22 protein-coding genes are annotated in these 25,770 nt (G+C 75.0%); 10 read left to right on the forward strand and 12 right to left on the reverse strand.

The genetic code is table 11. The features are described 5' to 3' along the window. Positions 1-23: 23 nt before the first annotated feature. From ACI790_RS01650 to ACI790_RS01670, 5 genes are read right to left on the reverse strand one after another with little or no spacing between them, the layout of a single operon-like run. Entirely contained in the window at positions 24-965 is a 942-nt protein-coding gene (locus tag ACI790_RS01650) for a glycosyltransferase family 2 protein (RefSeq protein ID WP_456568034.1), read from the reverse strand. Then, positions 962-1,843, reverse strand: a complete 882-nt coding sequence (locus ACI790_RS01655; protein ID WP_456568035.1) for a glycosyltransferase family 2 protein — start codon at positions 1,841-1,843, stop codon at positions 962-964. The genes ACI790_RS01650 and ACI790_RS01655 overlap by 4 nt, the downstream gene beginning before the upstream one ends. Next, entirely contained in the window at positions 1,840-2,928 is a 1,089-nt protein-coding gene (locus ACI790_RS01660; protein WP_456568036.1) for a prenyltransferase, read from the reverse strand. The genes ACI790_RS01655 and ACI790_RS01660 overlap by 4 nt, the downstream gene beginning before the upstream one ends. A 10-nt stretch (positions 2,929-2,938) precedes the next feature. Further along, a complete protein-coding gene (locus ACI790_RS01665) occupies positions 2,939-3,727 on the reverse strand; it encodes a class I SAM-dependent methyltransferase (RefSeq protein ID WP_456568037.1) in 789 nt (262 codons plus the stop codon). After that, positions 3,721-4,992, reverse strand: coding sequence for a glycosyltransferase family 4 protein (locus tag ACI790_RS01670; RefSeq protein ID WP_456568038.1), 1,272 nt, complete (start codon positions 4,990-4,992; stop codon positions 3,721-3,723). The genes ACI790_RS01665 and ACI790_RS01670 overlap by 7 nt, the downstream gene beginning before the upstream one ends. An 83-nt stretch (positions 4,993-5,075) precedes the next feature. On the opposite strand from ACI790_RS01670, the gene ACI790_RS01675 reads away from it, so the two are divergent. The 3 genes from ACI790_RS01675 (at position 5,076) to ACI790_RS01685 (ending at position 7,378) form a co-directional block, all read left to right on the forward strand. After that, positions 5,076-5,369 (forward strand): Dabb family protein, encoded by a 294-nt coding sequence (locus ACI790_RS01675; RefSeq protein ID WP_456568039.1) that lies wholly within the window; start codon positions 5,076-5,078, stop codon positions 5,367-5,369. Between the two features lie 50 nt (positions 5,370-5,419). Further along, positions 5,420-6,196, forward strand: a complete 777-nt coding sequence (locus ACI790_RS01680) for a hypothetical protein (RefSeq protein ID WP_456568040.1) — start codon at positions 5,420-5,422, stop codon at positions 6,194-6,196. A gap of 93 nt (positions 6,197-6,289) precedes the next feature. Beyond that, positions 6,290-7,378: a DUF4192 domain-containing protein gene (locus ACI790_RS01685; protein ID WP_456568041.1), complete on the forward strand. Its 1,089-nt coding sequence runs from the start codon at positions 6,290-6,292 to the stop codon at positions 7,376-7,378. A gap of 32 nt (positions 7,379-7,410) precedes the next feature. Here the strand turns inward: ACI790_RS01685 and ACI790_RS01690 are convergent, their stop codons facing one another. Beyond that, positions 7,411-9,489, reverse strand: a complete 2,079-nt coding sequence (locus ACI790_RS01690; RefSeq protein ID WP_456568042.1) for a S9 family peptidase — start codon at positions 9,487-9,489, stop codon at positions 7,411-7,413. 154 nt (positions 9,490-9,643) lie between these two features. Then, positions 9,644-10,369: a metal-dependent transcriptional regulator gene (locus ACI790_RS01695; RefSeq protein ID WP_456568043.1), complete on the reverse strand. Its 726-nt coding sequence runs from the start codon at positions 10,367-10,369 to the stop codon at positions 9,644-9,646. Positions 10,370-10,527: 158 nt separating this feature from the next. On the opposite strand from ACI790_RS01695, the gene ACI790_RS01700 reads away from it, so the two are divergent. Both ACI790_RS01700 and ACI790_RS01705 read left to right on the forward strand, forming a co-directional pair. Continuing rightward, a complete protein-coding gene (locus ACI790_RS01700; RefSeq protein WP_456568044.1) occupies positions 10,528-11,709 on the forward strand; it encodes an acetoin utilization protein AcuC in 1,182 nt (393 codons plus the stop codon). Then, the gene (locus ACI790_RS01705) at positions 11,702-14,401 is read left to right on the forward strand and encodes a bifunctional acetate--CoA ligase family protein/GNAT family N-acetyltransferase (RefSeq protein ID WP_456568045.1); all 2,700 of its coding nucleotides are present in this window, start codon (positions 11,702-11,704) and stop codon (positions 14,399-14,401) included. The genes ACI790_RS01700 and ACI790_RS01705 overlap by 8 nt, the downstream gene beginning before the upstream one ends. Positions 14,402-14,525: 124 nt before the next feature. Here the strand turns inward: ACI790_RS01705 and sigB are convergent, their stop codons facing one another. From sigB to ACI790_RS01720, 3 genes are all read right to left on the reverse strand, one after another. Further along, positions 14,526-15,512, reverse strand: a complete 987-nt coding sequence (sigB, locus tag ACI790_RS01710) for an RNA polymerase sigma factor SigB (protein WP_456568046.1) — start codon at positions 15,510-15,512, stop codon at positions 14,526-14,528. Positions 15,513-15,791: 279 nt separating this feature from the next. Further along, positions 15,792-16,223: a D-aminoacyl-tRNA deacylase gene (gene dtd, locus ACI790_RS01715; protein ID WP_456568047.1), complete on the reverse strand. Its 432-nt coding sequence runs from the start codon at positions 16,221-16,223 to the stop codon at positions 15,792-15,794. A gap of 94 nt (positions 16,224-16,317) precedes the next feature. After that, positions 16,318-16,914, reverse strand: coding sequence for a DUF305 domain-containing protein (locus ACI790_RS01720; protein WP_456568048.1), 597 nt, complete (start codon positions 16,912-16,914; stop codon positions 16,318-16,320). Between the two features lie 327 nt (positions 16,915-17,241). Between ACI790_RS01720 and ACI790_RS01725 the strand changes: the two genes are divergently transcribed. The 3 genes from ACI790_RS01725 to ACI790_RS01735 all read left to right on the forward strand — a co-directional run bounded on the left by ACI790_RS01725 (position 17,242) and on the right by ACI790_RS01735 (position 19,423). Continuing rightward, positions 17,242-17,694 carry a DUF6153 family protein gene (locus ACI790_RS01725; protein ID WP_456568049.1) on the forward strand — a complete coding sequence of 151 codons (453 nt, stop codon included), beginning with the start codon at positions 17,242-17,244 and terminating at the stop codon, positions 17,692-17,694. A gap of 80 nt (positions 17,695-17,774) precedes the next feature. Next, positions 17,775-18,404 (forward strand): DUF305 domain-containing protein, encoded by a 630-nt coding sequence (locus tag ACI790_RS01730; protein WP_456568050.1) that lies wholly within the window; start codon positions 17,775-17,777, stop codon positions 18,402-18,404. 110 nt (positions 18,405-18,514) lie between these two features. Beyond that, positions 18,515-19,423: a F510_1955 family glycosylhydrolase gene (locus tag ACI790_RS01735; protein WP_456568051.1), complete on the forward strand. Its 909-nt coding sequence runs from the start codon at positions 18,515-18,517 to the stop codon at positions 19,421-19,423. Between the two features lie 43 nt (positions 19,424-19,466). On the opposite strand, the gene ACI790_RS01740 is transcribed toward ACI790_RS01735, so the two are convergent. Next, positions 19,467-19,703, reverse strand: coding sequence for a hemolysin III family protein (locus ACI790_RS01740; RefSeq protein ID WP_456568135.1), 237 nt, complete (start codon positions 19,701-19,703; stop codon positions 19,467-19,469). 515 nt (positions 19,704-20,218) lie between these two features. Between ACI790_RS01740 and ACI790_RS01745 the strand changes: the two genes are divergently transcribed. Further along, complete coding sequence (locus ACI790_RS01745) at positions 20,219-23,248, forward strand: AfsR/SARP family transcriptional regulator (RefSeq protein WP_456568052.1); 3,030 nt, start codon at positions 20,219-20,221, stop codon at positions 23,246-23,248. Between the two features lie 45 nt (positions 23,249-23,293). Here the strand turns inward: ACI790_RS01745 and ACI790_RS01750 are convergent, their stop codons facing one another. Further along, on the reverse strand, positions 23,294-24,364 hold the full coding sequence (locus tag ACI790_RS01750; RefSeq protein ID WP_456568053.1) for a class I SAM-dependent methyltransferase: 1,071 nt from the start codon (positions 24,362-24,364) through the stop codon (positions 23,294-23,296). Positions 24,365-25,115: 751 nt separating this feature from the next. Between ACI790_RS01750 and ACI790_RS01755 the strand changes: the two genes are divergently transcribed. After that, positions 25,116-25,496 (forward strand): ArsR/SmtB family transcription factor, encoded by a 381-nt coding sequence (locus ACI790_RS01755; protein ID WP_456568054.1) that lies wholly within the window; start codon positions 25,116-25,118, stop codon positions 25,494-25,496. The last annotated feature ends 274 nt before the right edge of the window (positions 25,497-25,770 follow it).

A 25,770-nucleotide genomic window follows, 5' to 3' on the forward strand; every position in this document is an offset into this window, starting at 1 on the left:
GCGTCAGCGCACACGCTCGGCGGTCAGCTGACGTACCTGCGGGCGGTCGACGTCCGCTGGGCGTCCTCCAGGGCGGCGAACCGGGCCTCGGCGTGCGGGGGGAGGACCCGGCGCTCGCGCAGCACCCACGGCAGCCCGCGCACCGCCTGGACCAGGCCGCGGGCGGTCACCCGGTCCCGCGGCACGGTGCGCAGCAGGTGCACGGTGCGGCGCAGGGCCGGGCGGACGGGCCGGCGCAGCCACGTCGTCCAGAGGGTGTTGCGGATGCCGTCGGCCCGGCGCCCGTGCGGATCGCGGGCGGTGCTGGCCTGGTGGTGCACGGTCAGCGCCGGCAGGTAGCACAGCTCCCACCCGCGGGCGGCGAGGTCGCCGGCCATCAGCTCCTCCTCGCCACCCAGCCACAGCCGTTCGGAGAAGCCGCCCACCTCCTCGAAGGCCTCCCGGCGCAGCACGGACGCGCCGGCGAGGAACGAGCCGAGGGCCGGGCCGGGCAGCCAGTCGGCGCCGCGCACGGGGGAGTCGCGCAGCTCGGCGACGATCGGGTCCTCGGTGCCACCCGGCTCCACCAGGATCCGGGCGGTGACGATCGCCAGCCGGGGGTGGGCGTCGAGGGTGTCGGCGGCGGTGCGCAGGGATCCCGGCTCCCACCAGGTGTCGTCGTCGCAGAACGCCACGTAGGGGGTGTCGAGCCGGGCGACGCCGAGGTTGCGGCCCACCGCGCCCAGGTTCTCGGGGCTGGCGATCAGCTCGACCTGCGGGAACCGCTCGCGGACGGCGTCGGCGGTCCCGTCGGTGGACCCGTTGTCCACGACGACGACGTGCGGCTGCTCGGGCAGCGCCACCAGCCGCGCCAGGGCGAGCAGCAGCTCGTCCCGGCGCTGGTGGGTGATGACGACGACGGCGACGCGCGGATCGGGACCGGGGACGGATCGGGCGGCGTCCGTCCCGGGCGCGGTGGTGGTCACGCGCGCTCACCGGCCAGCACACGGAGCCCGGCCAGCACCTGGTCGGGGAGTCGCCGGCGCCGGCGCAGCGCCGCGGGGACGTCGGGCAGCGCGCGGAGGACCCCCTCGACGCCGGGCCGGCCGGCGCGCGTGGCCTGGGCGACCGTGCGGGCGACGTCGCCGGCCGGTAGCCGCATGAGCGCGGTCAGCAGCCGGCTTCGCCAGATCCCGGCCTGCCGCCGCCCGGGGGCGTCCCGTCGCGAGGACGGGTGGTGGTGGATGGTCACCTCGTCGACGTAGGCCAGACCCCAGCCGGCCGCGGCGAGGTCGAGCGCCAGCCGCTCCTCCTCCCCGGGGAACCGCACCACCGGGTCGAAGCCGCCGACGGCCTCGAACGCCTCGGTCCGCACCAGGGCGGCGCAGGCGACGAAGCCCAGCAGCGCCGGGCCGGGGAGGTCCGCCGGGGTGCCCAGGGGACTGCCCGCCATCTCGGCGCAGACCGGGTCCAGCCGCTCCTCGGGCCCGACGAGGATCCGGGCGTTGATCAGCGCCAGCCGCGGATGGGCCCGCATGATCTCCACGGCGCGCGCGAGGTCGCCCGGTGCCCACCAGGAGTCGTCGTCGGCGAAGGCCAGGAACGGGGTGCCGGCCCGGGCGGCGCCCAGCGTGCGGCCGTGCGCCCCCTCGTTGGAGTCCAGCGGGAGCACGGTGACCTCGGGATGGGCCTCCCGCACGGCCGCGACGGTGCCGTCGGTGGAGGCGTTGTCGACGAGCACCACCGGCGCCTCGTGGCGGGGCAGCGTGGCGAGCAGGTCGTCGCGGCGGTTGCGGCTGGCGACGACCACGGTGACGTCGGGCCCGGGGGAGCGGGGCTGGTCGGTGCTGGGCAGAACGGTCACGAGGGGATCGTGCCCGTCCCTCCCGCCAGCCAACCCGGCTCCGGAGTGGAATCCGCCATGCCGGCGGCGGGCAGCGCGCCCGGATCGGCGAACAGCCCGCTCGCGGGCGAGGCGCCGGAGAGCGCGTCGGCGGCCAGCAGCACCGCGGCCGCCGTCCAGGTGGTGCGCTCGACCGGCCACCGCGCGTCGTCGGCGTAGACGAACCCGGTCCAGTACGCGCCGTCGTCGTCCCGCAGGTGGTGCATCGCCGCGACCTGCTCCAGCGCGGCGTCGCGCTGCCCCGCGGCGACCAGGGCCAGCGCGAGCTCGCACGTCTCGGCGCCGGTGACCCAGGGCCGGTCGGCCACGCACCGGATCCCCAGCCCCGGCACGACGAAGCGGTCCCAGTCGCCGGCCAGCCGGTCGCGGGCGTCCTCGCCGGTGAGCGCACCGCCCAGCACGGGGTAGTACCAGTCCATCGAGTACCGCGACCGGTCGGCGAAGGCGTGCGGGCGCCGGCGCAGCGCGGTGCCGAGGTCGGCGACGGTCAGCTCCCAGTCCGGCTGTGCCTCGCCGGTCAGGTCGGCCAGCGCCAGCCCGCAGCGCAGCGCCTGGAAGAGGCTGGCGTTACCGGTGAGCAGGGCCAGGTCGTCCGGCGTGCCGTCGGGCCGCAGGGCCCAGCTGATCGCGCCGCCGGGCAGCTGCATCCGGGTGACCAGGTCCAGCGCCGCCCGCACCACCGGCCACAGCTCGACGACGAGCGCCTCGTCCCCGGTGGTCAGCCACGAGTGCCACAGGCCGACGGCGAGGTAGCCGGCGTGGTTGCTCTCCGCGGCGGGGGCCGACTCGGCGCCGGCGCGGTACTCGGCGGCCCAGCTGCCGTCGGCGCGCTGCCGGCCGGCCAGCCAGCGGTAGGCCGCGGCCGCCCGGGCGTGCTCACCGCCGAGGTCGAGCGCCATCGCCGCCTCGACCGAGTCCCAGGGGTCCAGCTGGCCGGCGCGGAACCAGGGCAGGGCACCGTCGCCGTCCTGCTCCCCGGCGATCCAGGCCACCGTCTGCCGCACCTGGTCGGCGCCGAGCACCCCGGGCAGCTCGGGGAGCAGCACGCCGCCCCGGTCAGCCGGCGGCAGCGGACCGCTCCCGGTCGGGCCGCCCGGACGCCGTGGACCAGGTGCGCGCGGCCGGGGCCGCCGGCTCGGCGGGCTTGTCGGCGTAGACGACGACGCTCTTGCCGATCAGCGGGTCGAGCACCCGCTCCGCCACGCGGGTCACCCACGGGCGCGTGGTGAGGTCCCAGACCAGCAGCCGGTGGTAGGCGCGGACCAGCACGGAGTCCTTCTCCACGCCGACGGCGCACTTGAGCCACCAGTACGGCGCGTGGAGGGCGTGCGCGTGGTGGCTCCCGCCGGGGACCAGCCCCGCGGTCGCCAGCCGGGCGCGGAGCACGTTCCGGCGGTAGATCCGGATGTGGCCGCCCTCGTTGGCGTGGTACTCGTCCGACAGCGCCCAGCAGACCCGCTCGGGGCCGTACCGCGGCACCGTCACCACGGCCCGGCCACCGGGCTTGAGCACGCGGAAGATCTCGCGCATGGCGGTGGCGTCGTCCGGGATGTGCTCGAGCACCTCCGAGGCCATCACCCGGTCCACGCTGTCGTCGGGGAAGGGCAGGTGCAGCAGGTCTCCGCGCACCACCTCGAAGCGGGCGCCCGCCGGTGCCTCACCGGCCTCGGCGATCGCGCCGAGCCAGCGCTTCGTCGTCTCGACCTCGGACACGCCCCAGTCGACGGCGACGACCTTCGCGCCGCGGCGGTAGGCCTCGAAGGCGTGCCGGCCCTCGCCGCAGCCCAGGTCGAGGACGGTCATCCCCGGCCGCAGGTCGAGGCGGTCGTAGTCGACGGTCAGCACTGCTCGTTCCCCTTGCGCTCGGCGGACCGGCGGTCCAGCGTCTCGGCGTACCAGTCGGCGGTGCGCTCGGCGGTGGCCCGCCAGGTGTAGGTGTCCAGCACCCGCCGCCGCCCGGCCCGGCCCAGCTGCTCGGCGAGCGACGGCGAGTCGAGGACCAGCTGCAGCGCCGCGGTCAGCTCGCCGACGTCGCCGGCGCGCACCCGCAGGCCCGCCTTGGTGCCGACCACCTCGGGCAGGGCGCCGGCGTCGGTGGTGACCAGGGCCGTGGCGCAGGCCATCGCCTCGACGGCGGGGAGGGAGAAGCCCTCGTAGAGCGAGGGGATCGCCACGACCGTCGCCGTCTGCAGGAGGCGGATCAGCTCCTCCTCGGGCACGGAGCCGGTGAACCGGACGGCGTCGTGCAGGGCGAGCCGGTCCAGGGCCGCTTCCGCGGGCCCGCCGGGCCGGGCGGCGCCGACGACGGTCAGCCGCACCGGCCGCTCGGTGCGCAGCTTGGCCACCGCCTCGAGCAGGTGCACCAGCCCCTTGAGCGGGACGTCGGCGCTGGTGATGGCGAGGATCGAGTCGGTCTCGCGGTCCCGGCCGGCCGGCGGCGGGGTGAAGTGGGAGGGGTCGATGCCGACCGGGATGACCGCCATGCGGTCGGGCGCCAGACCCATGTGCGCGGCGATGTCCCGCCGGGAGTTCTCCGAGACGGTGGTGACCCCGTCCAGCTGCTGCACGACCCGGGCCTGCATCCCGGTGAAGGCGTACCAGCGGCGCAGCGTCAGCCTCCGCCGCAGCGTCGGGGCGGCGGCCAGCTCCAGGTCCCGGTCGATCGCGATCGGGTGGTGGACCGTCGCGACGGTCGGCACCCCGGCGCGGACCAGTCGCAGCAGCCCGTAGCCGAGGGACTGGTTGTCGTGCACCACGTCGAACTGGTCGCGGCGGGGCAGCAGGTGGCGGGCCGCCCGCAGCGTGAAGGTCAGCGGCTCGGGGAAGCCGGCGGTGCACATGGTCGCCCACTCCGCGACGTCCACCCAGTCCCGGAACTCCGAGGGCCGCGGCGTGCGGAACGGGTCGGGCTCCCGGTACAGGTCGAGGCTGGGCAGGCGGGTGAGCGGCACGCCGTCGTCGAGCTCGGGATAGGGCTGACCGCTGAGCACCTCGACGCGGTGGCCGAGCTCGGCCAGTTCGCGCGAGAGGGCGCGGACGTAGATGCCCTGGCCGCCGCTGTGCGGCTTGCTGCGGTAGGACAGCAGTGCAATGCGCAACGACCGTCCCATGGAGCGGACTCTAACGAGCGCCCTCCGGCACTCCTGCGCCAAGGCGAGGCGAGGCGCGCCCGACCCTGGCACAGTGTCCGGTCATGATCCGCCACGTCGTCGTCTTCACCTGGTCCCCGAGCGCCGATGCCGACCGCCGGGCCGCCACCGTGGAGGCGCTGCGCGGCCTCCGGCGGGAGGTCGGCGGGATGACCTCGCTGACCGTCGCGGACGACGCCGGCCTGGTCGACGGGAACGCCTCCACGGTGCTCATCGCCGACTTCCCCGACGTCGAGGCCTTCCGCCGCTACGCGCAGGACCCGGTGCACCTGGCGGTGATCGCCGAGCACGTGCGGCCGATCCTGGGCTCCCGCAGCGCCATCCAGTACCGGGTCTGAGGCGGCGGGCGCGGGGCCGGCCGCGGCACCGGGCGACTAGGTTCGTCGGCATGTCCTCCGCGTCCTGCGTCGCCGGGCGGCGCCGTCTCCCCGGTGTGCTCCTGGCCGGTGCGGCCACCGTCGCGCTCGCCGGTTGCGGGGGCGACGACGCCTCCGACCGGACGGTCGCCGCCTCCTCGTCCGCCTCCTCGTCGGCCGCCGCGTCCTCCGCCGCGGAGGGGACGGAGGCGCCCGACCTGGCCTCCGGGCTGCTGCCCGCGACCGCCTTCGGGCCCGACGCCACGGTGGTCGCGGTCTCCCCGGACCAGCTGCGCCAGGGCGCGGGCATCGCCGCCGCGGCCGAGGACCTGCAGATCACCCCGGAGAGCTGCCGTGCCGCCGTCGACGGCACCCAGCCCGACCTCGACGACTTCGACGACCTCGCCGCGCACAGCGCCACCACCGGCGCGTCGTCGACGGTGGAGATGCTGGTGCGCGGCGGCCCGACCGAGGACGCGGTGGCCCAGCTGGCCGGCGCCGCGGAGCGCTGCCCCGAGGCGCAGGTCTCCTCGCCGCAGTTCGGCCAGGCCACGATCACCTTCGAGGACCTTCCGGTGGACGACCTGGGCGACGGCTCCGCGCTGCTGCGCTACACCACCACCCTCACCGGGCCCGGCGGCTCGCAGGTCGCGGTGCCGACGCTGATCGGGGCGGTCGAGGACGGCGACCGGCTGCTCCTGCTGCTCACCATCGACGCCGGTCAGACCGGGGTGGGCGCCACCGACCCGGCCGCCTTCGCCGACCTGCTGGCGCAGGCCTACGAGACGCAGGCCGACGCCCTCGACTGATGCGGTGCGCCCGGCGGCGTCCACAGCCGCGCGGGTGTCCACAGATCCCGTTCCCGGGGTCACCCCTGGCGCACGCCGGGCGAGGGTCGGGGCATGGACGCCCCCACCGCGCAGGACCGCTCCGACCGCCCTGAGGTCCGCATCTCCGACCCGGGGGAGGTGGCGGCCGCGCTGCCGCACCTGCTCGGGTTCCACCCGAGCGAGTCGGTGGTGCTGATCGGCCTCGGCGGGCCCTCCGGCGGACGGGTCGGGCTCACCGTGCGGGGCGACATCCCCCCGTCCGGGGACGGCGCCGCGGCGGCCCGGCTGCTCGCCCGCAGCCTGCGCACCGACGATCCCGTCGCCGCGCTGCTCGTCGTGGTCTCCGAGGCCGCCGACGACCGCACCCGGCCCGACGAGGGTCCGGCGCCGGGAACCGACCTGCCGCACCGGGACCTGGTGCACGACCTGGTCCTCGCGCTGGCCGCCGTCGACGTCCCCGTGCGCGACGTGCTGCTGGTGCGCCGCGGGCGCTGGTGGTCCTACGACTGCCCGCACCCGTGCTGCGCGCCGTCGGGAGGCACGCCGCTGCCGGGAGGCGTGAGCGCGCTGGCGGCGGCGTCGGTGACCACCGGGCAGGTGGTGGCCGCCGACCGCTCCGCCCTGGCGTCCCGGCTCAGCGCGCCGCCCGGAGCCCGCGAGAGCCTGCGCCGCGCCTGCGCCCGGGTCGCGGCCGAGCGCGCGTCCTCCCGCGGGGCGGCGGGACCGGTGGTGCCGGCCGACGGGTCCGGAACCGTGGTGCGGCAGGCGGTGGCGCGGTCGCGCCCCGGAGCGCCGGACCCCGCCGGTCCGCTGGACGACGACGAGCTGGCCCGCCTCCTGTGGGCCCTGCAGGACCTCGGCGTGCGCGACCGCGCGCTCCAGCTGGCGCTGGAGGAGGACGCCGCGGCGGCCGAGCTGCTGTGGACCGAGTGCACCCGGCGGGCGCCCGCCCCGCTCGACGCGGCGCCCGCCACCCTGCTGGCGGTGAGCGCGTGGCTGCGCGGCGACGGCGCCCTGGCCAACGTCGCGCTGGACCGCGCGCTCGGCAGCGATCCCGGATACGCCCTGGCCCGGCTGCTCGGCCAGGGGCTCGCCGCCTGCCTGCCCCCGAGGGAGTTGCGTGCGCTCATCGCCCGGGCGGCCGCCCCCGGCGTCCCGTGACCCCGGCCGGCGGCGCCGGCCGGGGTCCGGCATCAGAGCAGCTCGGGGCGCCGCCACTCCTGGTCCAGCACGTGCTCGGCGAGGAAGGCGAGCACCGTCTCGTACCAGACCTGGCTGTTCCCCGGCGTCAGGACCCAGTGGTTCTCGTCCGGGAAGTACAGGAACTTCGACGGGACGCCCCGCTTCTGCAGCCCGTACCAGAGGGCGAGGGCCTCGCCGATCGGCACCCGGTAGTCCTTGTCGCCGTGGATGACCAGCATCGGGGTGCGGATGGCGTCCACGTACCGGTGCGGCGAGTTCTGCTCGTAGCGCCGCGGCTCGGTGAAGGGGTCGCCCCACTCCTTCTCCCAGTAGTACGCGGCGTCGGTGGTGCCGGTGAAGGCCTCCAGGTTCCAGAGGCTGGCGTGGGTGACGATCGCCTTGAACCGGTCGGTCCGGGTGGCCACCCAGTTGGCCATGTAGCCCCCGAAGGAGCCGCCCATCGCCGCGGTGCGGCTCGCGTCGATGTCCGGGCGCTGCTCGGCGGCGTCCACCGCGGCCATGAGGTCGGTGTAGGGCGCGTCGCCCCACTCGCCCCAGCCCCGGCGCACGAAGTCCAGCCCGAACCCCTGCGACAGCGCCGGGTTGGGCAGCAGCACCGCGTAGCCCTGCGCGGCCAGCACCCACGGGCACCAGCGCCAGGACCACGAGTTCCAGCTCATCAGCGGCCCGCCGTGGATCCAGAGCACCAGCGGCGCCGGGGCGTCCGCCGAGGCGCCGTCGGGCAGCACCAGCCACGACTGCACCCGGGTGCCGTCGGCCGCGGTCGCCTCGACCTCTGTCAGCGTGCCGGGCAGCCGGTCGACCGCGGCCGGGCTGGGCAGCGGCTCCGGGTCCTGCATCGGCGCGGCGGGGTCGAGCCGCACCGGCACCGGTGGGGAGTCGTAGGCCGAGCGCAGGGCGTACAGGGCGCTGCCGTCGCGGGCGACCCGCAGCTCGCTGTAGGCGCCGTCGCCGGTCAGCCGGACGGGCTCCCCGCCGTCCAGCGCCACCCGGAACAGCGCGTGGCGGCCGTCGTCGTCGGCGAGGTAGTAGACGGCGGTGCCGTCGGCGGAGAACTGCGGCGCGCTCGGCCAGCGGTCGACGTCGGGGGTCAGCTCACGGGCGGTCCCGTCGGCGACCTCGACCAGCAGCAGCGTGTAGTCCGGCGGCTCGGCGTAGGAGGACATCGCCTCGCGCACGCACACTAGCCGGGCCCCGTCGGGGGAGAACGCCGCCCCGTAGACGTCGGCCAGCGGGTCGTCGACGAGGACCCGCGTGTCTCCGGAGCCGGTCTCGGTGAGGACCAGCCGGCTGCGCCGGCCGGCCGGTCCGTCGGGCACCTCCTCGGCCCGGGCCAGCAGCCGGCCGTCGGGGGAGAGGGCGATGTCGTCGCCGGAGCCGTTGGGCGGCAGCGCGTCCGGGGTGAGGTCGCGCAACTCGACCGGCGCACCGCCGACGGGCGCCTCCTCGGCGGGCAGCCGGCCCGCCCAGAACACGTGCGGAGCCGCCGGCCCCAGGTCGTGGTCCCAGTACCGCACCGGATAGGCCTCGTGCAGGATCGCCGTCACCCCGGCGTCGGTGCGCTGCTTGCGGCGCTCCTCGTCGGCGGCGGCGTCCGAGCCGCCCGGCATCGTGCCGGCGACGACGACCACGTCCCCGCTGTCGGCCGCCACGGCGAAGGAGCTGATCCCGCCGGGGCGCCCGACCACCGGCCGGGCCTCACCACCGTCGGCCGGCAGGCTCCACAGCGCCGGCTTCGGCTCCGCCTCGGGGGCCGCACCGGGGTCGGGCCGGGCCGAGGTGAACAGCAGCGAGCCGTCGGGTGCCCAGGTGGGCGAGGACTCACCGGGGGTGCTCCGGGTCAGCCGGCGGGCCGGACGCCGCCCCTGCGGGTCGAGCTCCCACAGCGCCGACTGCCACTTCTTCCGCTCCGGGTCCAGCGTGTGCAACGACACCGCCAGCCGCAGCCCGTCGGGCGACAACGCCAGGCTCCCGATCCGGGGCAGCGCCACGAAGTCCGCCAGGCGGTGGAACGGCGTGGGCGCGGGCTCGGCGGAGGAGTCGGAGGGGGCAGGAGCGGACGAGCTCACCGGGGCCTTCTCTCGCGGGGGAGCGGGGACCGCCCCACCGTAGTGAGACACCCCGCTCCGCCGCCGTCCCGGCCGGGCCGGGGACGTGCGCCGGGATCAGCGCGTCCCGGGCCGCGCCGAGCCCGTCCGGGGACGAACCCGGTCGCGCGGCGGGCTAGAGGAGCGGGGCGGCCTCGAGGGGCGTGAGCTCCTCGTCGACCGCGCTGACGAACATGTGCTGGGCCACGTCGATCGGGAGCACGTAGCCGTCGAGACCCACCGAGCCCTCCATCAGCTGCGCGTTCATCGTCACGCCCGGCCGGACCCCGTGCTCGGCCAGCGCACGCAGCAGTTCGGTGTTCTCCTGCAGCTGCTCGCTGATCCGGCGCACGACGACCGGCCGGCCCTCGGCGGTGGCCGTCGTCGACAGCAGCGTGAGGGAGTCGAGCACCGCGGAGGTCTCGCCCCCGAGCGGCTCGTCGCCACGCAGCGCCTCCAGGCCCGGGATCGGGTTGCCGAACGGGGAGACCGTCGGGTTGCCCAGCAGCGACAACAGACGGCGCTCGACCGCCTCGCTCATCACGTGCTCCCAGCGGCAGGCCTCCTCGTGCACGTCGGCGTAGTCGAGGCCGATGACGTCGACGAGCAGGCACTCGGCCAGCCGGTGCTTGCGCATGACCGCGGTGGCCAGCTGGCGGCCCTCCTCGGAGAGCTGCAGGTGCCGGTCACCCTCGACGGTGAGCAGCCCGTCGCGCTCCATGCGGGCGACGGTCTGGCTCACCGTCGGGCCGCTCTGGTGCAGGCGCTCGGCGATACGGGCCCGGAGCGGGACGATGCCCTCTTCCTCCAGCTCGAAGATCGTCCGGAGGTACATCTCGGTGGTGTCGATGAGGTCGTTCACAGGTACTCCTCCGTGTCGGGGGCCAGTCTACGGGGCCGGGAGGCCCTGACCGGCTGACCCGCGCAGGTGGTCTCGGCGACGTACCGGCCGGGACCGGACCCGGTAGCGTCCGACGGAGGCACCCGCGCCCGGCCGGGCGCGGCGCAGGGGAGGGGTCCATGAGCGACTCGGTCGCCGTCGTCTGGGACGACGCGCTGCTCGGCTACACGATGGGCGGTGATCACCCGCTGCACCCGGTCCGGCTCGACCTGACGATGCGCCTGGCCGACGGGCTGGGCCTGCTGACCAGCGACCGGCTCCGGGTGCTGAAGCCGACACCGGCCGACGAGGAGCTGCTGACCCTCGTCCACGACCCGCTGTACCTGGAAGCGGTGCGCCAGGCGCCGGCCAACCCGGACGTGGGTCACGGCCTGGGCACCGCGGACAACCCGATCTTCCCGGACATGTACGACGCCGCGGCCCTCATCACCGGCGGCAGCGTGCTCGCCGCCCAGCAGGTGCACAGCGGCGCCGCGCAGCACGCCGTCAACATCTCCGGCGGGCTGCACCACGCGATGCGCGGGAGCGCCTCGGGATTCTGCGTGTTCAACGACGCCGCGGTCTCGATCGCCTGGCTGCTGCGCCAGGGGTACGAGCGGATCGCCTACGTCGACCTCGACGTCCACCACGGCGACGGCGTCCAGACCGCCTTCTACGACGACCCCCGGGTGCTCACCGTCAGCATCCACCAGACGCCGCTGACCCTGTTCCCGGGCACCGGCTACCCCGAGGAGACCGGCGACCCGGGCAAGGCCCTCGGCAGCGCGGTCAACCTCGCGCTGCCCAACGGCACCGACGACTCCTCGTGGTTGCGCGCGTTCACCGCCGTCGTCCCCAGCGTGCTCAAGGCCTTCCAGCCGCAGATCATCGTCACCCAGTGCGGCTGCGACGCCCACCACGAGGACCCCCTCGCCGACCTCGCGCTGACCGTCGACGGCCAGCGCGCCAGCTACAAGGCGATGCACGAACTGGCCCACGAGCTCTGCGACGGCCGGTGGATCGCCCTGGGCGGTGGCGGCTACGGCCTGGTGCGCTGCGTGCCCCGCGCGTGGACCCACCTGATCGCCGAGATCAGCGGGACCGCGCTGGACCCCGCCACCGAGATCCCGGAGTCCTGGCGCGAGGACGTCGTCCGCCGGGGGCTGCGGGCCCGCCCGCCCACGCACATGACCGAGGGCGGCTACACCGGCTTCTCCCGCTGGGACAACTTCACCGAGTCCCGCGTCGACCGGGCGATCATGCGCACCCGGCGGGCCAGCTTCCCCTACTTCGGACTCGACCCGGACGACCCCCGTGACTGAGCCGACCCGCGCCGAGGAGCAGGAGAACCCCACCCCGCCGCCGGGCTGGGAGGCCGACATCGTGGCCGCCGACGGCGGCACGGTGCACCTGCGCCCGATCTGCCCCGAGGACGCCGACGGGCTGACCGGGCTGATGGAGCGCAGCAGCGACCAGACCCGCTACTACCGGTTCTTCGGGCCGATGAAGCGGCTCTCGGACAAGGACCTGCACCGGTTCACCCACGTCGACCACGACGCGCGCGTGGCGTTCGTGATCCTGCTCGGCGACCAGGTGATCGCCGTCGGTCGCTACGACCGGTACCCCGGCACCGACGACGCCGAGGTCGCCTTCCTTGTGGAGGACGCCCACCAGGGCCGTGGCCTCGGGTCGGTGCTGCTCGAGCACCTCGCCGCCGCGGCCCGCGAGCGGGGGATCACCCGCTTCGTCGCCGAGGTGCTCGCCCAGAACAGCAAGATGGTGCGGGTCTTCCGCGACGCCGGGTACAAGGCCGAGCGCTCCTACGAGGACGGCGTCGTCCACCTGACCTTCCCGATCGAGCAGACCGAGGACGCCCTCGCCGTCGCCTACGAGCGCGAGCAACGCAGCGAGTCCCGGTCGATCGCCCGGCTGCTGACGCCGTCGTCGGTGGCCGTGGTCGGCGCCAGCAACGACGCCGGCAAGATCGGCAACGCGGTGCTGCGGCACCTGCTGGACTACGGCTTCGCCGGCCCGGTGTACCCGGTGAACCCGGGCGCCCGGCACGTGCGGGGGGTGCCGGCGTACGCCGACATCGAGTCCATCCCCGACGACCTCGACCTGGCGGTCCTCGCGGTGCCGGTCGACGAGGTGGCCGGCGTCGTGGAGGCCTGCCGTCGCAAGCGGGTGCGCGGGCTGGTCGTGATCTCCGGCGGGTTCGGCGAGGCCGGGCCGGAGGGGCGCGCCGCCGAGCGGCAGCTCGTCGCGGCGGCCCGGGCCTCCGGCATGCGGGTGGTCGGGCCCAACTGCCTGGGCATCGTCAACACCGATCCGGAGCGGCGGCTCAACGCCAGCCTGGCGCCGATGGTGCCCGGGCGCGGCCGGGTCGGCTTCTTCGCCCAGTCCGGTGCGCTCGGCGTCGCCCTGCTCGAACGGGCCCGCAGCCGCGGCATCGGGCTGTCGACCTTCGTCTCCGCCGGCAACCGCGCCGACGTCAGCGGCAACGACCTCCTGCAGTACTGGGCGACCGACCCCGGCACCGAGGTGGTGCTGCTGCACCTGGAGAGCTTCGGCAACCCGCGCAAGTTCGCCCGGCTGGCCCGCACCGTGGGGCGCACCAAGCCGGTGGTCGCGGTCAAGAGCGGCCGGCACGTCGGGGTGACCCCGGGGCTGGCCGGCACCTCGGTGGCCGTGCCCGAGCAGTCGGTGGCGGCGCTGTTCGCCTCGGCGGGCGTCATCCGGGTCGAGACCGTCGCCCAGCTCTTCGACGTCGGCACCCTGCTGGCCCACCAGCCGCTGCCGGCCGGCGACCGGGTGGCGATCGTGGGCAACTCCACCGCCATCGGGGTGCTCGTCGCCGACGCCGTCCTCGAGGAGGGGCTGGAGCTGGCGCACGACGCGCCGGTGGACATCGGCGTGGCCGGTGGCGCCGACGAGTTCCGGGCCGCGCTGCAGGAGGCCGTCGACGACGAGCGCGTCGACGCCGTGGTCGCGGTCTTCCTGCCCCCGCTCATGGCCGGCTCGCAGGAGTTCGGGCCGGCGCTGCGCGAGGTCTCGGTGAACTCGGACAAGCCGATCGTGGCGAGCTTCCTCTCCACGGAGGGCATCCCCCCGGAGCTCGCCGTCGCCGACGAGCAGGGCATGCCGGCCCGCGGCTCGGTGCCCTCGTACAGCACCCCGGAGCGCGCGGTCATCGCACTGGCCAAGGCGGCCGAGTACGCGCGGTGGCGGCGGCGGCCGGTCGGCGAGCTGCCGGAGCTGCCCGACGTCGACGAGGCAGCCGCGGAACGGATCGTGCACGGCGCGCTCGCCGAGTCGCCCGGGGGCCGCGAGCTCACCGACGACGAGCTGATCGGGCTGCTGGCCGCCTACGGCGTGCCGCTGCTGGGCACCCGCACGGTCACCGACGCCGAGGCGGCCGTCGCCGCCGCGGACGCGATCGGCTACCCGGTGGTGCTGAAGTCGACCGCCCCGTGGCTGCGGCACCGCTCCGACCTCGGTGGCGTGCGCCTGGACCTGGCCGACGCCGAGGCGGTGCGCACCGCCTTCGCCGCCATCCCGTCCGGTGACCCGGTCATCGTGCAGGAGATGGCCGCCCCGGGGGTGGCGACGGTGGTGGAGATCGTCGACGACCCGTCGTTCGGCGCGCTGGTCAGCTTCGGCCTGGGGGGCGTGGCGACCGACCTGCTCGGTGACCGCGCCTACCGGACCCTCCCGCTCACCGACCTGGACGCCGCCGAGCTGGTCCGGGCACCGCGGGCCTTCCCGCTGCTCGACGGCTACCGCGGGTCCGAGCCGGTCGACCTGGCCGCGCTGGAGGACCTGGTGCTGCGCGTGGCGCGGCTGGCCGACGACCTGCCCGAGGTGCTGCGGCTCACGCTGGAGCCGGTGATCGTCGGGCCGGCCAACCCATGGCACGGCGGCCGCTCCCTGGTCGTCGCCGGTGGCACCGGGCTCGTCGGCCCGCCCACCGCCCGCGTCGACCCCGGCCCCCGCCGGATGCGCTCCCCGGTGTAGCGCTCTGGGGGTGCTCCTCGTGCTCCCGGAGCGCTGCAGGCCCCCCGAACCGCGAGCAACACCCCCAGAGCGAGCAGCGAGGGCCGGTCACCCGCGGGTGACCGGCCCTCGCTGCTGCTGTTCGTCAGGCCAGGTAGTCGCGGAGGGCGTCGGCGCGCTGCGGGTCGCGCAGCTTGGCCATCGTCTCGCGCTCGATCTGCCGGACCCGCTCGCGGGAGAGACCGAACTGCTTGCCGATCTGCTCCAGGGTGCGGGGCTGGCCGCCGTCCAGGCCGAACCGGAGCACGACGACGTCGCGCTCCCGGTCCTCCAGCGTGGACAGGACGGTCCGGACGTCGCCCTTCATCATCTGGAAGGCGACGGCGTCCTCGGCGACCGCGGCGTCGGCGTCCTCGATGAAGTCACCGAGCCGGGACTCCTCGTCGGTGCCCACCGTCTGGTCGAGGCTGACCAGGTCGCGGCTGTACTCGAGCAGCTCGCTGATCCGCGCCTCGGGCAGGTCCAGCTCCAGACCGAGCTCCTCAGCGGTGGGCTCGCGCTCGAGCTCCTGGTGCATCCGCCGCCGGGTCCGGACCACCTTGTTGACCTGCTCGGCCAGGTGGACGGGCAGCCGGATGGTGCGCCCGGAGTCGGCCATCGCCCGGGTGATCGCCTGCCGGATCCACCACGTGGCGTAGGTCGAGAACTTGAAGCCCTTGGTGTAGTCGAACTTCTCCACCGCGCGGATCAGGCCGACGTTCCCCTCCTGGATCAGGTCCAGGAACGTCATGCCGTGGCCGGTGTAGCGCTTGGCCACGGAGACGACGAGCCGGAGGTTGGCCTCCAGCAGGTGCGCCTTGGCGGCCTTGCCGTCGGTGGCGAGGATCTTGTAGTCCCGCTTGCGGGCCGGGGTGAGGCCCTCCGGTGCGGCGAGCAGCCGCTCGGCGTAGAGACCGGCCTCGATCCGCTTGGCCAGCTCCACCTCCTGCTCCGCCGTCAGCAGAGCGGTCTTGCCGATGGTGTTGAGGTAGACGCGCACCAGGTCGGTGGAGACCAGACCGCTGGTGTCGGGCTCCCGTCGGGGAGCGCGCACGTCCAGGGTGTCGGTGGGGGAGGACTGCAGCAGCGTCACGATGGGTCTTCGTCCTTGCCTTCGATTCGGATGCATCCGCCGGCGTCGTGAGGGCGGAGCGTCATCCAGGCGTGGAGCGGGGGCCACGGCTACGGGGTCACCGGCCGGTCCCGCCTTCGTCTGTCCGGTGTGGTACGCCCTGCACAACGGCCGCCACGGGGTCCGGTGTTCCGCAATTCGACCGTTCACAGCAAATCGACAGGGAGTGCTTTCGGTCACCCCTCGGTACCCGTGGTGCGGGACGCCCAGACATGTCATTTGTGCGACAGCCGCCGCCGGTCAGGTCTCCAGCAGGAGGGTCATCGGGCCCTCGTTGACCGACGAGACCCGCATGCTCGCGCCGAACACCCCGGTGGCCACGGTCGCGCCGCGACGGCGCAGCTCCGCGACCACCTCGTCCACCAGCGGCTCCGCCACGTCGCCGGGGGCGGCGTCCTGCCACGACGGACGGCGGCCCTTCCGGGTGTCGGCGTAGAGCGTGAACTGGCTGACCACCAGCACCGGCAGGCCGAGATCGGCCGCCGAGACGGCCCCGGCATCCCCCGGGAAGATGCGCAGCTCGTGGATCTTGCGGGCCATGGCCCGGGCGCGGTCGGCGGAGTCGTCCCGGCCCGCTCCGACCAGTGACAGCAGTCCCGGCCCGATCGCGCCCACGACCTCGTCGTCGACGGTTACAGCGGCTGTACCGACCCGGCTCACGACGGCGCGCACGGGCCGATCCTCCCGTACGGCGCGGCGGGGCCGGGCAGGTCCTCGTCCGCCCGCCCCGGCGGGGCAGGTGCTCGTCCGCCCGCCGGCCTGCCGGTCATCCCTGCGGGCAGTCGCGCAGTGCAGATCCCGAGAACTCGGGGACGGGCCGGGCCTGTGCCTCCTCGAGCGTCTCCGCCTCCCCGTTCTCCCGGATGTCCTCGATCAGCCACTCCATCTCGCTGATCTCCCGCTCCTGGGCCTCGATGATCTCGGCGCCCAGCCGGCACACCCGGACATCGGTGATCTCGGCCCGCTCGGACCGGGTGATGGCCAGCGAGTGGTGCGGGATCATCGCGCGCATCCAGGCGGTGTCCTGCACGGTGGTCTGGCTGCGGTCGAGGAAGATGCCGCCACCGAGCAGCAGCAGGCTGACGGCCACGATCGCGATGTTGCCCTTCATGTTCTTGTACATGTTGAGCATCCAGGCGAGCATGATCAGCCCCATGGTGCCGCCCATGGTGAGCGCCATGAACAGGCGGCTCTCGCTCCACTGGACGTGGCCCCACTCCCACGTGCCGGCGAACATGGTCCAGTACATGACGACCATGGCGGTGAGGATCATGGCCGCGAAGCGCAGGTACATCTTCGTCTCGTGGGACAGCCCGCCACCGTGCTCCTGCTCGGTCTGCTCGGCATCCTTCTTCGTCGCCATGTCCGGTGCTCCGTTCTCTCGGTGGCTGGGGGCGGGATCCACCCGCCCTCGGTCGTCGCGGGTCCGCCCGTCGCCTCACCTCGTGACCCCTGGCGTCTGCAGTGGCAACCCCGCGCGACGTCGGCGACGTCACGCGGGCGGGACCGGCGGGGGCCGTTGACCGACGGTCGCCTGCCCGGCCGGCGAAGCGGGAAACGCCGGCGAGCAGGCCGTCACCGGATCTCAACGGCAACCCGGGAGGGCGCTCAGCCGGTGCCGGGCAGGGGTGCGCACCCGCCGAAGGTGTCGTCCCCGCGCAGTAGCCTCGACACCGTGCGAGGAGGTGGCATGGCGGCCCGACGGCTGTGGGTCCTGCTCGTGCTCGCCGGCGTCTTCTCGATGCACGGCCTCCAGTGCATGTCGGCGGACGGCGGGCCGGGCCACGGCGCCGCACACGGGACCGCGTCGTCGCCGGTCGAGGTCGCGGTCGCGGCGAGCCACCCCGGCCTCGGCGCGGTCGCTGCCGCGTTCGCCACGGCGGCGCATGCGGGTCCCGAGGTCGCCGCGTCCCGCTCCGTGGGCCTGCCCGGTCTCCATCTCCCGGCGCGCGACGCGCAGGTGTGGGCGGCCTGCCTGGCGGTCCTCCTCGCGGTGGTGACCGTCCTCGGGGCGCTCGCCCGGCTCCGCCGGGCGGCGGCCCTGTTCGTCCGCGGACCGCCCTCGCGCTCCCGCCGGCCGGGCGGCACGACGACGCCGCTCCGTCCCCCCGAGCTGTCCGCGCTCTGCCTCCTGCGGATCTAGGCCGGACCCCGCACCCGGGCAGCTCCTGCTGTCCCGGGTCCCGTCCGCATGCCCGAACGCCGCACCCCAGGAGATCCAGCGTGACCCGTACCAGCACCCGACTCGTCCGCCTCGCCGGTGGGCTGATGGCCGCCGCCGTCGTCCTCACCGGCTGCTCCGGTGCCGCCGAGAGGCCGGCCACCAGCAGCGGCACCAACGAGAACCCCGCCGGTCGGACGGCGGAGTTCAACGACGTCGACATCGCCTTCGCCCAGGGGATGATCCCGCACCACGAGGGCGCGCTCATGATGGCCGAGGTCGCCGTGGACCGGGCCTCCGATGCCCGGGTCGTGGACCTCGCCGAGCGCATCGAGGCAGCCCAGGAGCCGGAGATCGAGCTCATGACCGGCTGGCTCGAGGAGTGGGGGCAGCCGCTCGACGACGGGGCCGGCCACATGGGCGGTGCCGATCACGGGATGGACGGCATGGGCGGTGCCGATCACGGGATGGGCGGCATGGGCATGGAGGGCATGCCGGCCGCCGGTCCGGAGTTCGACCGCAGATGGCTCGCGGCCATGATCGAGCACCACGAGGGCGCCGTCGAGATGGCGCGGACGGAGATCGAGGACGGTCGCAACGCCGAAGCCGTCGAGCTCGCCCGCTCGATCAGCGAGAGCCAGCTGCAGGAGATCGAGGAGATGCGGCAGCTGCTCTCCGAGCTCGGTGACTGATCCGCGCCCCACCTCCGCCACCTGACCGACGCGACGCAGCCCGGGCGGCGCCGTCACGGCGCCCGCTCGCCCGCCGCGGCGTCGCGGACCACGCACAAGGAGCCACACCTGTGTCCGCACTTCCCCAGGCGCTGCCCGTCGTCGCCGGCGCTCGCCGACGACGGGGCGGGCCGCCCGTCCTGCTGGCCGCCGCCCTGCTGCTGACCGCCTGCGCGCCGGGCACCTCCGAGTCAGCAGCGACGTCCTCGATGTCCGCACCCGCACCCGCATCCGTGGCGGTCAGCCACGTGCACGGAGCGGGGATCGACCCGGCCGACGGTTCCCTGTTCCTCGCGACGCACGAGGGACTCCTCCAGGTGACTGCCGGGGGAGAGGTCACGCTGGTCAGCCCGGTCATGGACCTGATGGGGTTCACGGTCGCCGGGGCCGGGCACTTCGTCGCCTCCGGTCACCCCGGCCCGGACGTCGACCTGCCGCAGCCCATGGGGCTGATCGAGTCGACCGACGGCGGCCGGACCTGGAGCCCGGTGTCCCGGCAGGGCGAGTCCGACTTCCATGCGCTCACCACCAGCGCGGCCGGGGTTCTCGGCTACGACGGCACGCTCGTGCGCAGCAGCGACGGCCGGACCTGGGAGCAGCTGGCGATCCCGGCCGAACCCCACACGCTCACGGCGTCCCCGGACGGGCAGCTCGTGCTCGCCACGACCGCGCGGGGCCTGCTCCGCTCCACGGACGCCGGCCGGACGTGGGCGCCGGTGGCCGGCGCTCCGCTGCTGCAGGTCGTGGACTGGGCCGGCGCGGGCACCGACGTCGCCGGGGTGGACCCGTCGGGCGTCGTCTGGACCAGCAGCGACGCCGGGGTCACGTGGCAGCAGGGCGCCGGGCTGGGATCCGCTCCGCAGGCGGTGACCCTGGCCGGCACCGACGTCGGCGGCTCCCGGATCGTCGTGGCCACCGGCAGGGCCCTCGTCGAGTCCGTCGACGGGGGGCTGACGTTCGACGTCGTGGTGGAGTGGTGATCGCTGCGCTGCCACCGGCCCACCGCGGTCGCCGGCGCGCGCCTCACCCGGCGAGCAGCGCGATCGCCGCGTAGTGGCAGGTGGCGGCGGCGCAGACCAGCGCGTGGAACACCTCGTGGTAGCCGAACACCGACGGGTGCGGATCCGGCCGGCGGCGGTGGTACGCGATCGCACCGGTCAGGTAGAGCAGGCCGCCGACGATGACGAGGATCGCGGGGGCGACACCCACGCCGGTCCACATCGCGGGCAGCGCGAGCGCGCTGACGGCACCGAGCCCGATGAACGATCAGGCAGGCCAGGCCGTACGAGCCGGGGACGGCGAGCAGGAAGACCGGGGTGGCCGTTCCGGCGATCAGCAGGAAGACCATCACGTGGTCGGCGCGCTGGAGCACACGGCCGGCGGCCGGTCCCAGTTCCCCGGTGGTAGAGGGCGCTCACCCCGAACAGCCCGCTCAGGCATCCGGTGTAGACGGCGACGCCGATCATCCCGGTCCCGCCGTCCGCGGCCATCAGGAGCAGCGGACCTGCGACGAGCGAGGCCGCGAACCAGGCGAGGTGCAGCCACCCGCGGCACAGCGGTTTGGGGTAGTGGATGTCCCGCTGGGCGTCGTAGAGCAGCGCCGGGGCCGGAATCGTGCGCGACGACGCCCGGCCGGTCATGCGCCCCAGTGTGATCCGGCGGGGGCCGGTCCGCCGTCCCCGAGCGCACCCCGGTCGTGACGAACGCTGGCCAAGCCCGTGCGAGGACGGGAGGACGCCGTCCGGGCGGGTGCGGCCGGTACCGTCGGCGGGGCGATGGACGCGCAGCCGCATCCCGGTGGGCCCGCACTACGGTTCGGGATCCTCGGTCCGCTGCGCGTGGACGTCGGCGGCGCCGAAGTGCCGATCGGTAGTCCCAAGCAACGGGTGGCGCTGAGCGCGTTGCTGGTCGAGCCCGGTGCGGTCGTGTCCAGCGAGCGACTCGCCGAGATCCTGTGGGGCGACGACCAGCCCGACGATCCCGCCGGGGCGATCCACACCCACGTCTCCCGGCTGCGGGCCGTGCTCGAGAGACGGGCCGGCGCCCAGGTCCACGACGTGCTCGTGACGCGACCCGGCGGCTACCAGCTGGTGGCGCCCGCGGACCACATCGATGCCGGCCGTTTCGAGCGGCTGGTGGAGGAGGCGCGCGCGGCGTCGGCGCCGCAGGCCCGCGTGGAGTTCACCGGGCGAGCGCTGCGCCTGTGGCGGGGCCCGCCGTTGCCGGAGTGCGACCACGCGGAGGCGCTCGCGGCGGCGGCACGGCTGGAGGAGCTGCGGGCGGCCGGGCTGGAGCTGCGGATCGACGCGCTGCTGCGGCTGGGGCGCCACCACCAGGCCGTGGCCGAGCTCGAGGTGCCGGTCGCCCGCAGTCCGCTGCGCGAGCGGGTCCGCGGCCAGCAGATCGTGGCGCTGTACCGCTCCGCGCGGCAGGCGGATGCGCTCGCCGCCTACCGGGACCTGCGCGACACGCTGGTCGACGAGCTGGGGGTCGAGCCGTCGGCGGCCCTGCGCGAGCTGGAACGAGCGGTCCTGCGGCAGGCCGAGCCCCTCCCGTGGCCGGCCCCGCCCGTGGAGGAGGGAGCGGCGGCGGGTCCGCCGGCCGACGTCCGCCGAGCACCGGGGCACACCACCGCCGGGTTCCCCGAGGAGCTGACCAGCTTCGTCGGGCGGCAGTCAGAACTGCAGGGCGTCGCGGCGGCGGTGGGGCCGAACCGGCTCGTGGTCCTGACCGGCCCCGGCGGGGTCGGCAAGAGCCGGCTCGCCGGCCGGGTCGCGCGGGAGCTGGCCGAGGGCTACGCCGACGGCGTGGTGTGGTGCGACCTGGTCAGCGTCGTGGACCCGACGGCGGTCCCGGACGCGGTCGCCACCGCGCTGGGCGTGCTGCCGTCCGAGCGGGGGAGCACCGGCACCCTCCTCGAGCTGCTGCACGGCCGGCGCCTGCTGCTGGTGCTCGACAACTGCGAGCACGTGCTGCGGGGCGCCTCGGACCTGGTGCACCGGATCGTGGCGTGGTGTCCGGGCGTGGACGTGCTGGGCACCAGCCGGCAGCCCCTCGACGTCCCTGGCCAGCAGGTCTGGCCGGTCGCGCCGCTGGAGGTCGTGGACGGGGACGGGAGCGCGGTGGAGTTGTTCTTCGACCGCGCGACGGCCGGTGCCGGCGTCGCCTGGACGGATGCCGACCGGGAGGCGGCGGGGGAGGTCTGCCGCCGGCTCGACGGTCTGCCGCTGGCGATCGAGCTGGCCGCGGCACGGACCCGGGCCATGACCCCCGGAGACGTCCTCGACGGGCTCGACCACCGGTTCGACCTGCTCACCGGGGACTCGGTCACCACCCCGCCACGCCACCGGAGCCTCCAGGCCGCCCTCGCCTGGTCCTACGAGCTCCTCCCCGTCCCCACCCGGCAGCTCTTCGACCGGCTCGCGGTGTTCGCCGGCGGGTTCTCCCTCGACGCCGCCGCCCGGGTCTGCACGGGCGACGACGTCCCTGCCGGTGCGGTGGCCGGCCGGCTGGCCGAACTGGTCGACCACTCCCTGGTGACCGTCGACCGCTCGGGCCGGCACGCGCGCTACCGGCTCCTGGAGAGCCTCCGGGACTACGGCGAGGCCCACCTGGGCGAGCGAGGTGAGCTGCCGGGTCGGCGGCGCCGCCATGCCGAGCACTGCATGGCGCTCGCCGCGCGGGCCGCGGAGGGCCTGCGCGGCCCCGACGAGGCCGACTGGGTGCACCTGATCGACGTCGAGTTCGCCGATCTGCGTGCCGCTCAGGCACGGGCATGGGCTTCCGGGCAGGTGGACGTCGCGCTGGGGATCCCCGGCCTCCTGGCCGACTACGCCTACTACCGGCTCCGCGACGAGGTGTACGGGTGGGCGCAGCGCGCCCTCGAGCTGCCCGGCGCGTCGGACCACCCGGGCCGTCCGGCGGCGCTGCTGACGGCGGCGATCGGCCGCATGCAGCGGGGGGAGCTCGACCGGGCACTCGACGACGGCCTCCAGGTGCTCGCGGCGACCGCGGACGAGCGGCTGATCCTCCGGGTCACGCAGCTGTTCGCCGAGATCGCGCTCTACCAGGGCCGGCTGGACGACGCCGAGCGGCGCGGACGGGAACTCCTGGACCGCGCGCGGTCGGCCGCCGACCCCTACGCCGAGGCGCTGGGCTCCCTCTACCGGGTGCATGCGGCCGCCTACGGGGGGCGGCCCGACGACGCGCGGGCTCACCTCGACGTGGGCTGGCGAGCCGTCGGGCGAGCCGGCAGCTTGAGCCTGCGCGCCGCGTTCAGCTATCTCGAGGGGGAGATCCGGTTGGACGCCGCCCCCGAGGTCGCGCTCGCCGCGCTGCACCAGGCCATCGACACCACTCGCGCCGTCGGCAACCGGTTCCTGGCCGGGGTGGCGCGCGTCGCCGTCGCCTCCCTGCAGGCCCGGCACGGCGAGCCGCGCGAGGCCCTGCGCGCCTTCCGCGAGATCATCGACCACTGGCGGGCGTGCGGCGACTGGGTCCACCTGTGGACCACGCTGCACAACCTCCTGGTCCTCTTCGAGCGGGTCGGTGCCGACCAGGCCGCGGCGGTTCTGCACGGCGCGGTGGCGACCGCGGCCACCGGCGCCCCACCCTTCGGGACGGACGCCGAACGCCTGGAGACCGCGGCCGCCGCCCTGCGCCGGTCCCTGGGGAGCGATGCGTTCGCGGCTGCCGACACGCGCGGGCGGTGCATGAGCGACGAGGCAGCGGTCGCCTTCGCGCGCGAGGAGATCGAACGGTTGCTGGCCGAGCCGCGCGGCCGGCACCCCGCCCGCTGCGGGTGAGGTCCGGCGAGCACCTGGCCGGGAGTGGTGACCCGGCCGGCTCCGCTACGGACGCGCCTCCATCACCTGGTGGATCGGTGCGTCGGCGACCTTGCGGAAGCGGGTGAAGCCGGCCTTCGCGAAGATCTCACCGATCGCCGCGGCTCCGGCCTGCCCGCCCATCGCGAACCGGCCCGGCTGCGACAACGCGTGGGGGACGCACACGACGGTGGACATGCCGTACCCCAGCCGGCCGAACGGATGGTGGTTCTCCTCGGGGCGGTCGGCGGAGCGGATCTCGACGAGCAGCACCGTGCCGTCCTCGGCGAGCGCCTCCCGCGCGTGCAGCGCGGCCTGCAGTGGGTCGCCGAGATCGTGCAGGGCGTCGAAGAAGCAGATCAGGTCGTAACCGTCCGCGGGAACGGGGTAGTCGCCGGCGTCGGCGACCTGGAAGGTCAGCCGGTCGCTGCCTCCCTGGCCGGCCTCGGCGGCACGTCCCCGGGCGGCCTGGATGGACTGGTCATGGTAGTCGAACCCGGTGACGGTGGCGTCCGGGAACGCCTGGGCGAGCAAGATCGTCGACGCGCCGTGCCCGCAGCCCACGTCGGCGACGCGTCCGCCCGCGCGCAGCTTCGCCGGCACGCCGTCGAGCGCGGGGATCCAGTTCTGCACCAGGTGCGTCCGGTAGGCCGGCGCGAAGATCGCCGCCGTCGCTGCGGCGAACCCGGGGCTCTGCTCGTGCCAGCCCACGCCGTCCCCCGACCGGAACGCGGCCTCGAGCTTCTCCTCGACCGCCCAGACCCCGGCCATCTGTTCGAACCCGGCCGCCATGCGCACGGGGCTGTCCTCGTCCGCCAGCACCAGCGCGTGCTCCGGCGGGAGCTCGTAGGTGCCGCGCGCGGGCTCGTACTCGACGTAGCCCCCGGCCGCCTGGTTGTCGAGCCACTCACGGACGTAGCGCTCCTGGGTCCCCGTGCGTCCGGCCAGGTCCGCCGGCGTCAGCGGCCCGGCGCCGGCCATCGCCCGGTACAGGCCGAGCCGGTCACCGAGACGGGCCAGCGCACTGGAGACGGTGGCCCCGAGGTCGCCGACGACCCGACCCAGGAACTGCTCGACCTTCTGCTCGTCGATGGGCATGGTGCCTCCTCGTCGTCGTCCCCCGTTCCGGTGACTCGATCGTTCCCGGCGCGCCTCTCACCCGGCTGTCACCTCCCTGTCGCGGCAGGCCGGGAACGACGTGCACCGCCCCGGTCGGGGACGTTCCTCGCCGCCGCGGCTCCGGTCCGTCGACGACCCGGGGACCGGTGTCCTGGCCGAGAATGTGCGGAAGCCGGCCGACCTCCGATGCCCAGCGAGGAGAGATGTCCGTGAGTGCTCAGGAACCCGAGGACCCGGACGGCCCGCAGGTGCCCGCCGGTCCGCTGTGCCCGCTGTGCCCGCTGTCGCTCAGCGTTGCTCCGATCGCGCGCTGCCTCAACGTCGAGCTGTCCGACGATCCGGTCTACGACGGTCTCGAGCTGCAGTGGTTCGACGGCGACGTCCATGGCAGGGGGATGCTCGCGTGCCTGTCCCGGCGTGCCGACCGGCGCGTGGACTACTACCCGCAGCGCGGCCTGCAGCTGGACCGCGCCGGCTACGGAATCGGCGGGGGCACCGGAACCTGGACCGAGACGGAGTTCGAGGTGGCCGGGCTGGACGTTGCCCCGGACGGGGTCGACACCGAGGTCCGGTTCGCCGACGTCGACGGCGCGTCATCGAGGTGCGCATCGATGATCGCGATGGTCGGCGGCACCTGCGTAGGGGAAGCAGGCGGACGGGTGGCCGGATGCCCTGGGAGTCACGATGGGCACGCCTGCTTCAGTAATCCATCAAGTCCTAAAGTGAGCCCGTGCCGTTCACGCCCGGTCGTCCCGTCACGGAGGCGAAGGCCGACTTGTTCAAGGCGTTGGCCCACCCCGGTCGGGTGCGGATCCTCGAGCTCCTGGCCGAGGGGGAGCGCTCCATCGGCGAACTGGCCACCGGGACGGGGATGGAGTTGTCGCACGTGTCCCAGCAGGTGACGGTGCTGCGCCGGGCGGGGGTGGTGGACAGCAGGCGGGTGAAGAACGCGGTCATCTGCTCGCTGCGTGACCCCCAGACGGCAGAGTTGCTGGCGGTCGCCCGCCGGATGCTGACCCGCACGCTGCGGGAGGAGCAAGGACTGCTGGCCGCGCTCGACCGAGCCGACGACGCGGTCGCGCTCGCCGACCCGGCCCGGACTCCGGCGTGAGTGTCGAGCAGCAGCGCCCCGGCCGCCGAGCACTGCGGCCCGTCGGCCGGCTGCTGCCCCGGCGCGCGGACGGCGCGGATGACCTGCGGCGCGGCATCACAGTCGCTGGTGGAGGATCCCAGCGGCGAGCACCGTCGCGCACGTCCTGGAGCACGTCGCCGCACGTTCCGATCGCGACGGCGTACCTGCGAAGTGAGCCCACGCCCTCCGGGTGGAAGAGTCCGACCAACGGGTCATCGGCGTGCGTCCCACGCTCCACGTGTCCCCAACCGTG

It is taken from the genome of Blastococcus sp. SYSU DS0539 (assembly GCF_054050855.1).

Bases quoted from the DNA above. Each gene is read 5' to 3' on its own strand.
- ACI790_RS01725 (WP_456568049.1), top strand. From the start codon at position 17,242: ATGGCGGCCCGACGGCTGTGGGTCCTGCTCGTGCTCGCCGGCGTCTTC.
- ACI790_RS01745 (WP_456568052.1), top strand. From the start codon at position 20,219: ATGGACGCGCAGCCGCATCCCGGTGGGCCCGCACTACGGTTCGGGATC.
- ACI790_RS01670 (WP_456568038.1), bottom strand. From the start codon at position 4,992: ATGGGACGGTCGTTGCGCATTGCACTGCTGTCCTACCGCAGCAAGCCG.
- ACI790_RS01700 (WP_456568044.1), top strand. From the start codon at position 10,528: ATGAGCGACTCGGTCGCCGTCGTCTGGGACGACGCGCTGCTCGGCTAC.
- ACI790_RS01675 (WP_456568039.1), top strand. From the start codon at position 5,076: ATGATCCGCCACGTCGTCGTCTTCACCTGGTCCCCGAGCGCCGATGCC.
- ACI790_RS01720 (WP_456568048.1), bottom strand. From the start codon at position 16,914: ATGGCGACGAAGAAGGATGCCGAGCAGACCGAGCAGGAGCACGGTGGC.
- ACI790_RS01680 (WP_456568040.1), top strand. From the start codon at position 5,420: ATGTCCTCCGCGTCCTGCGTCGCCGGGCGGCGCCGTCTCCCCGGTGTG.
- ACI790_RS01685 (WP_456568041.1), top strand. From the start codon at position 6,290: ATGGACGCCCCCACCGCGCAGGACCGCTCCGACCGCCCTGAGGTCCGC.
- ACI790_RS01750 (WP_456568053.1), bottom strand. From the start codon at position 24,364: ATGCCCATCGACGAGCAGAAGGTCGAGCAGTTCCTGGGTCGGGTCGTC.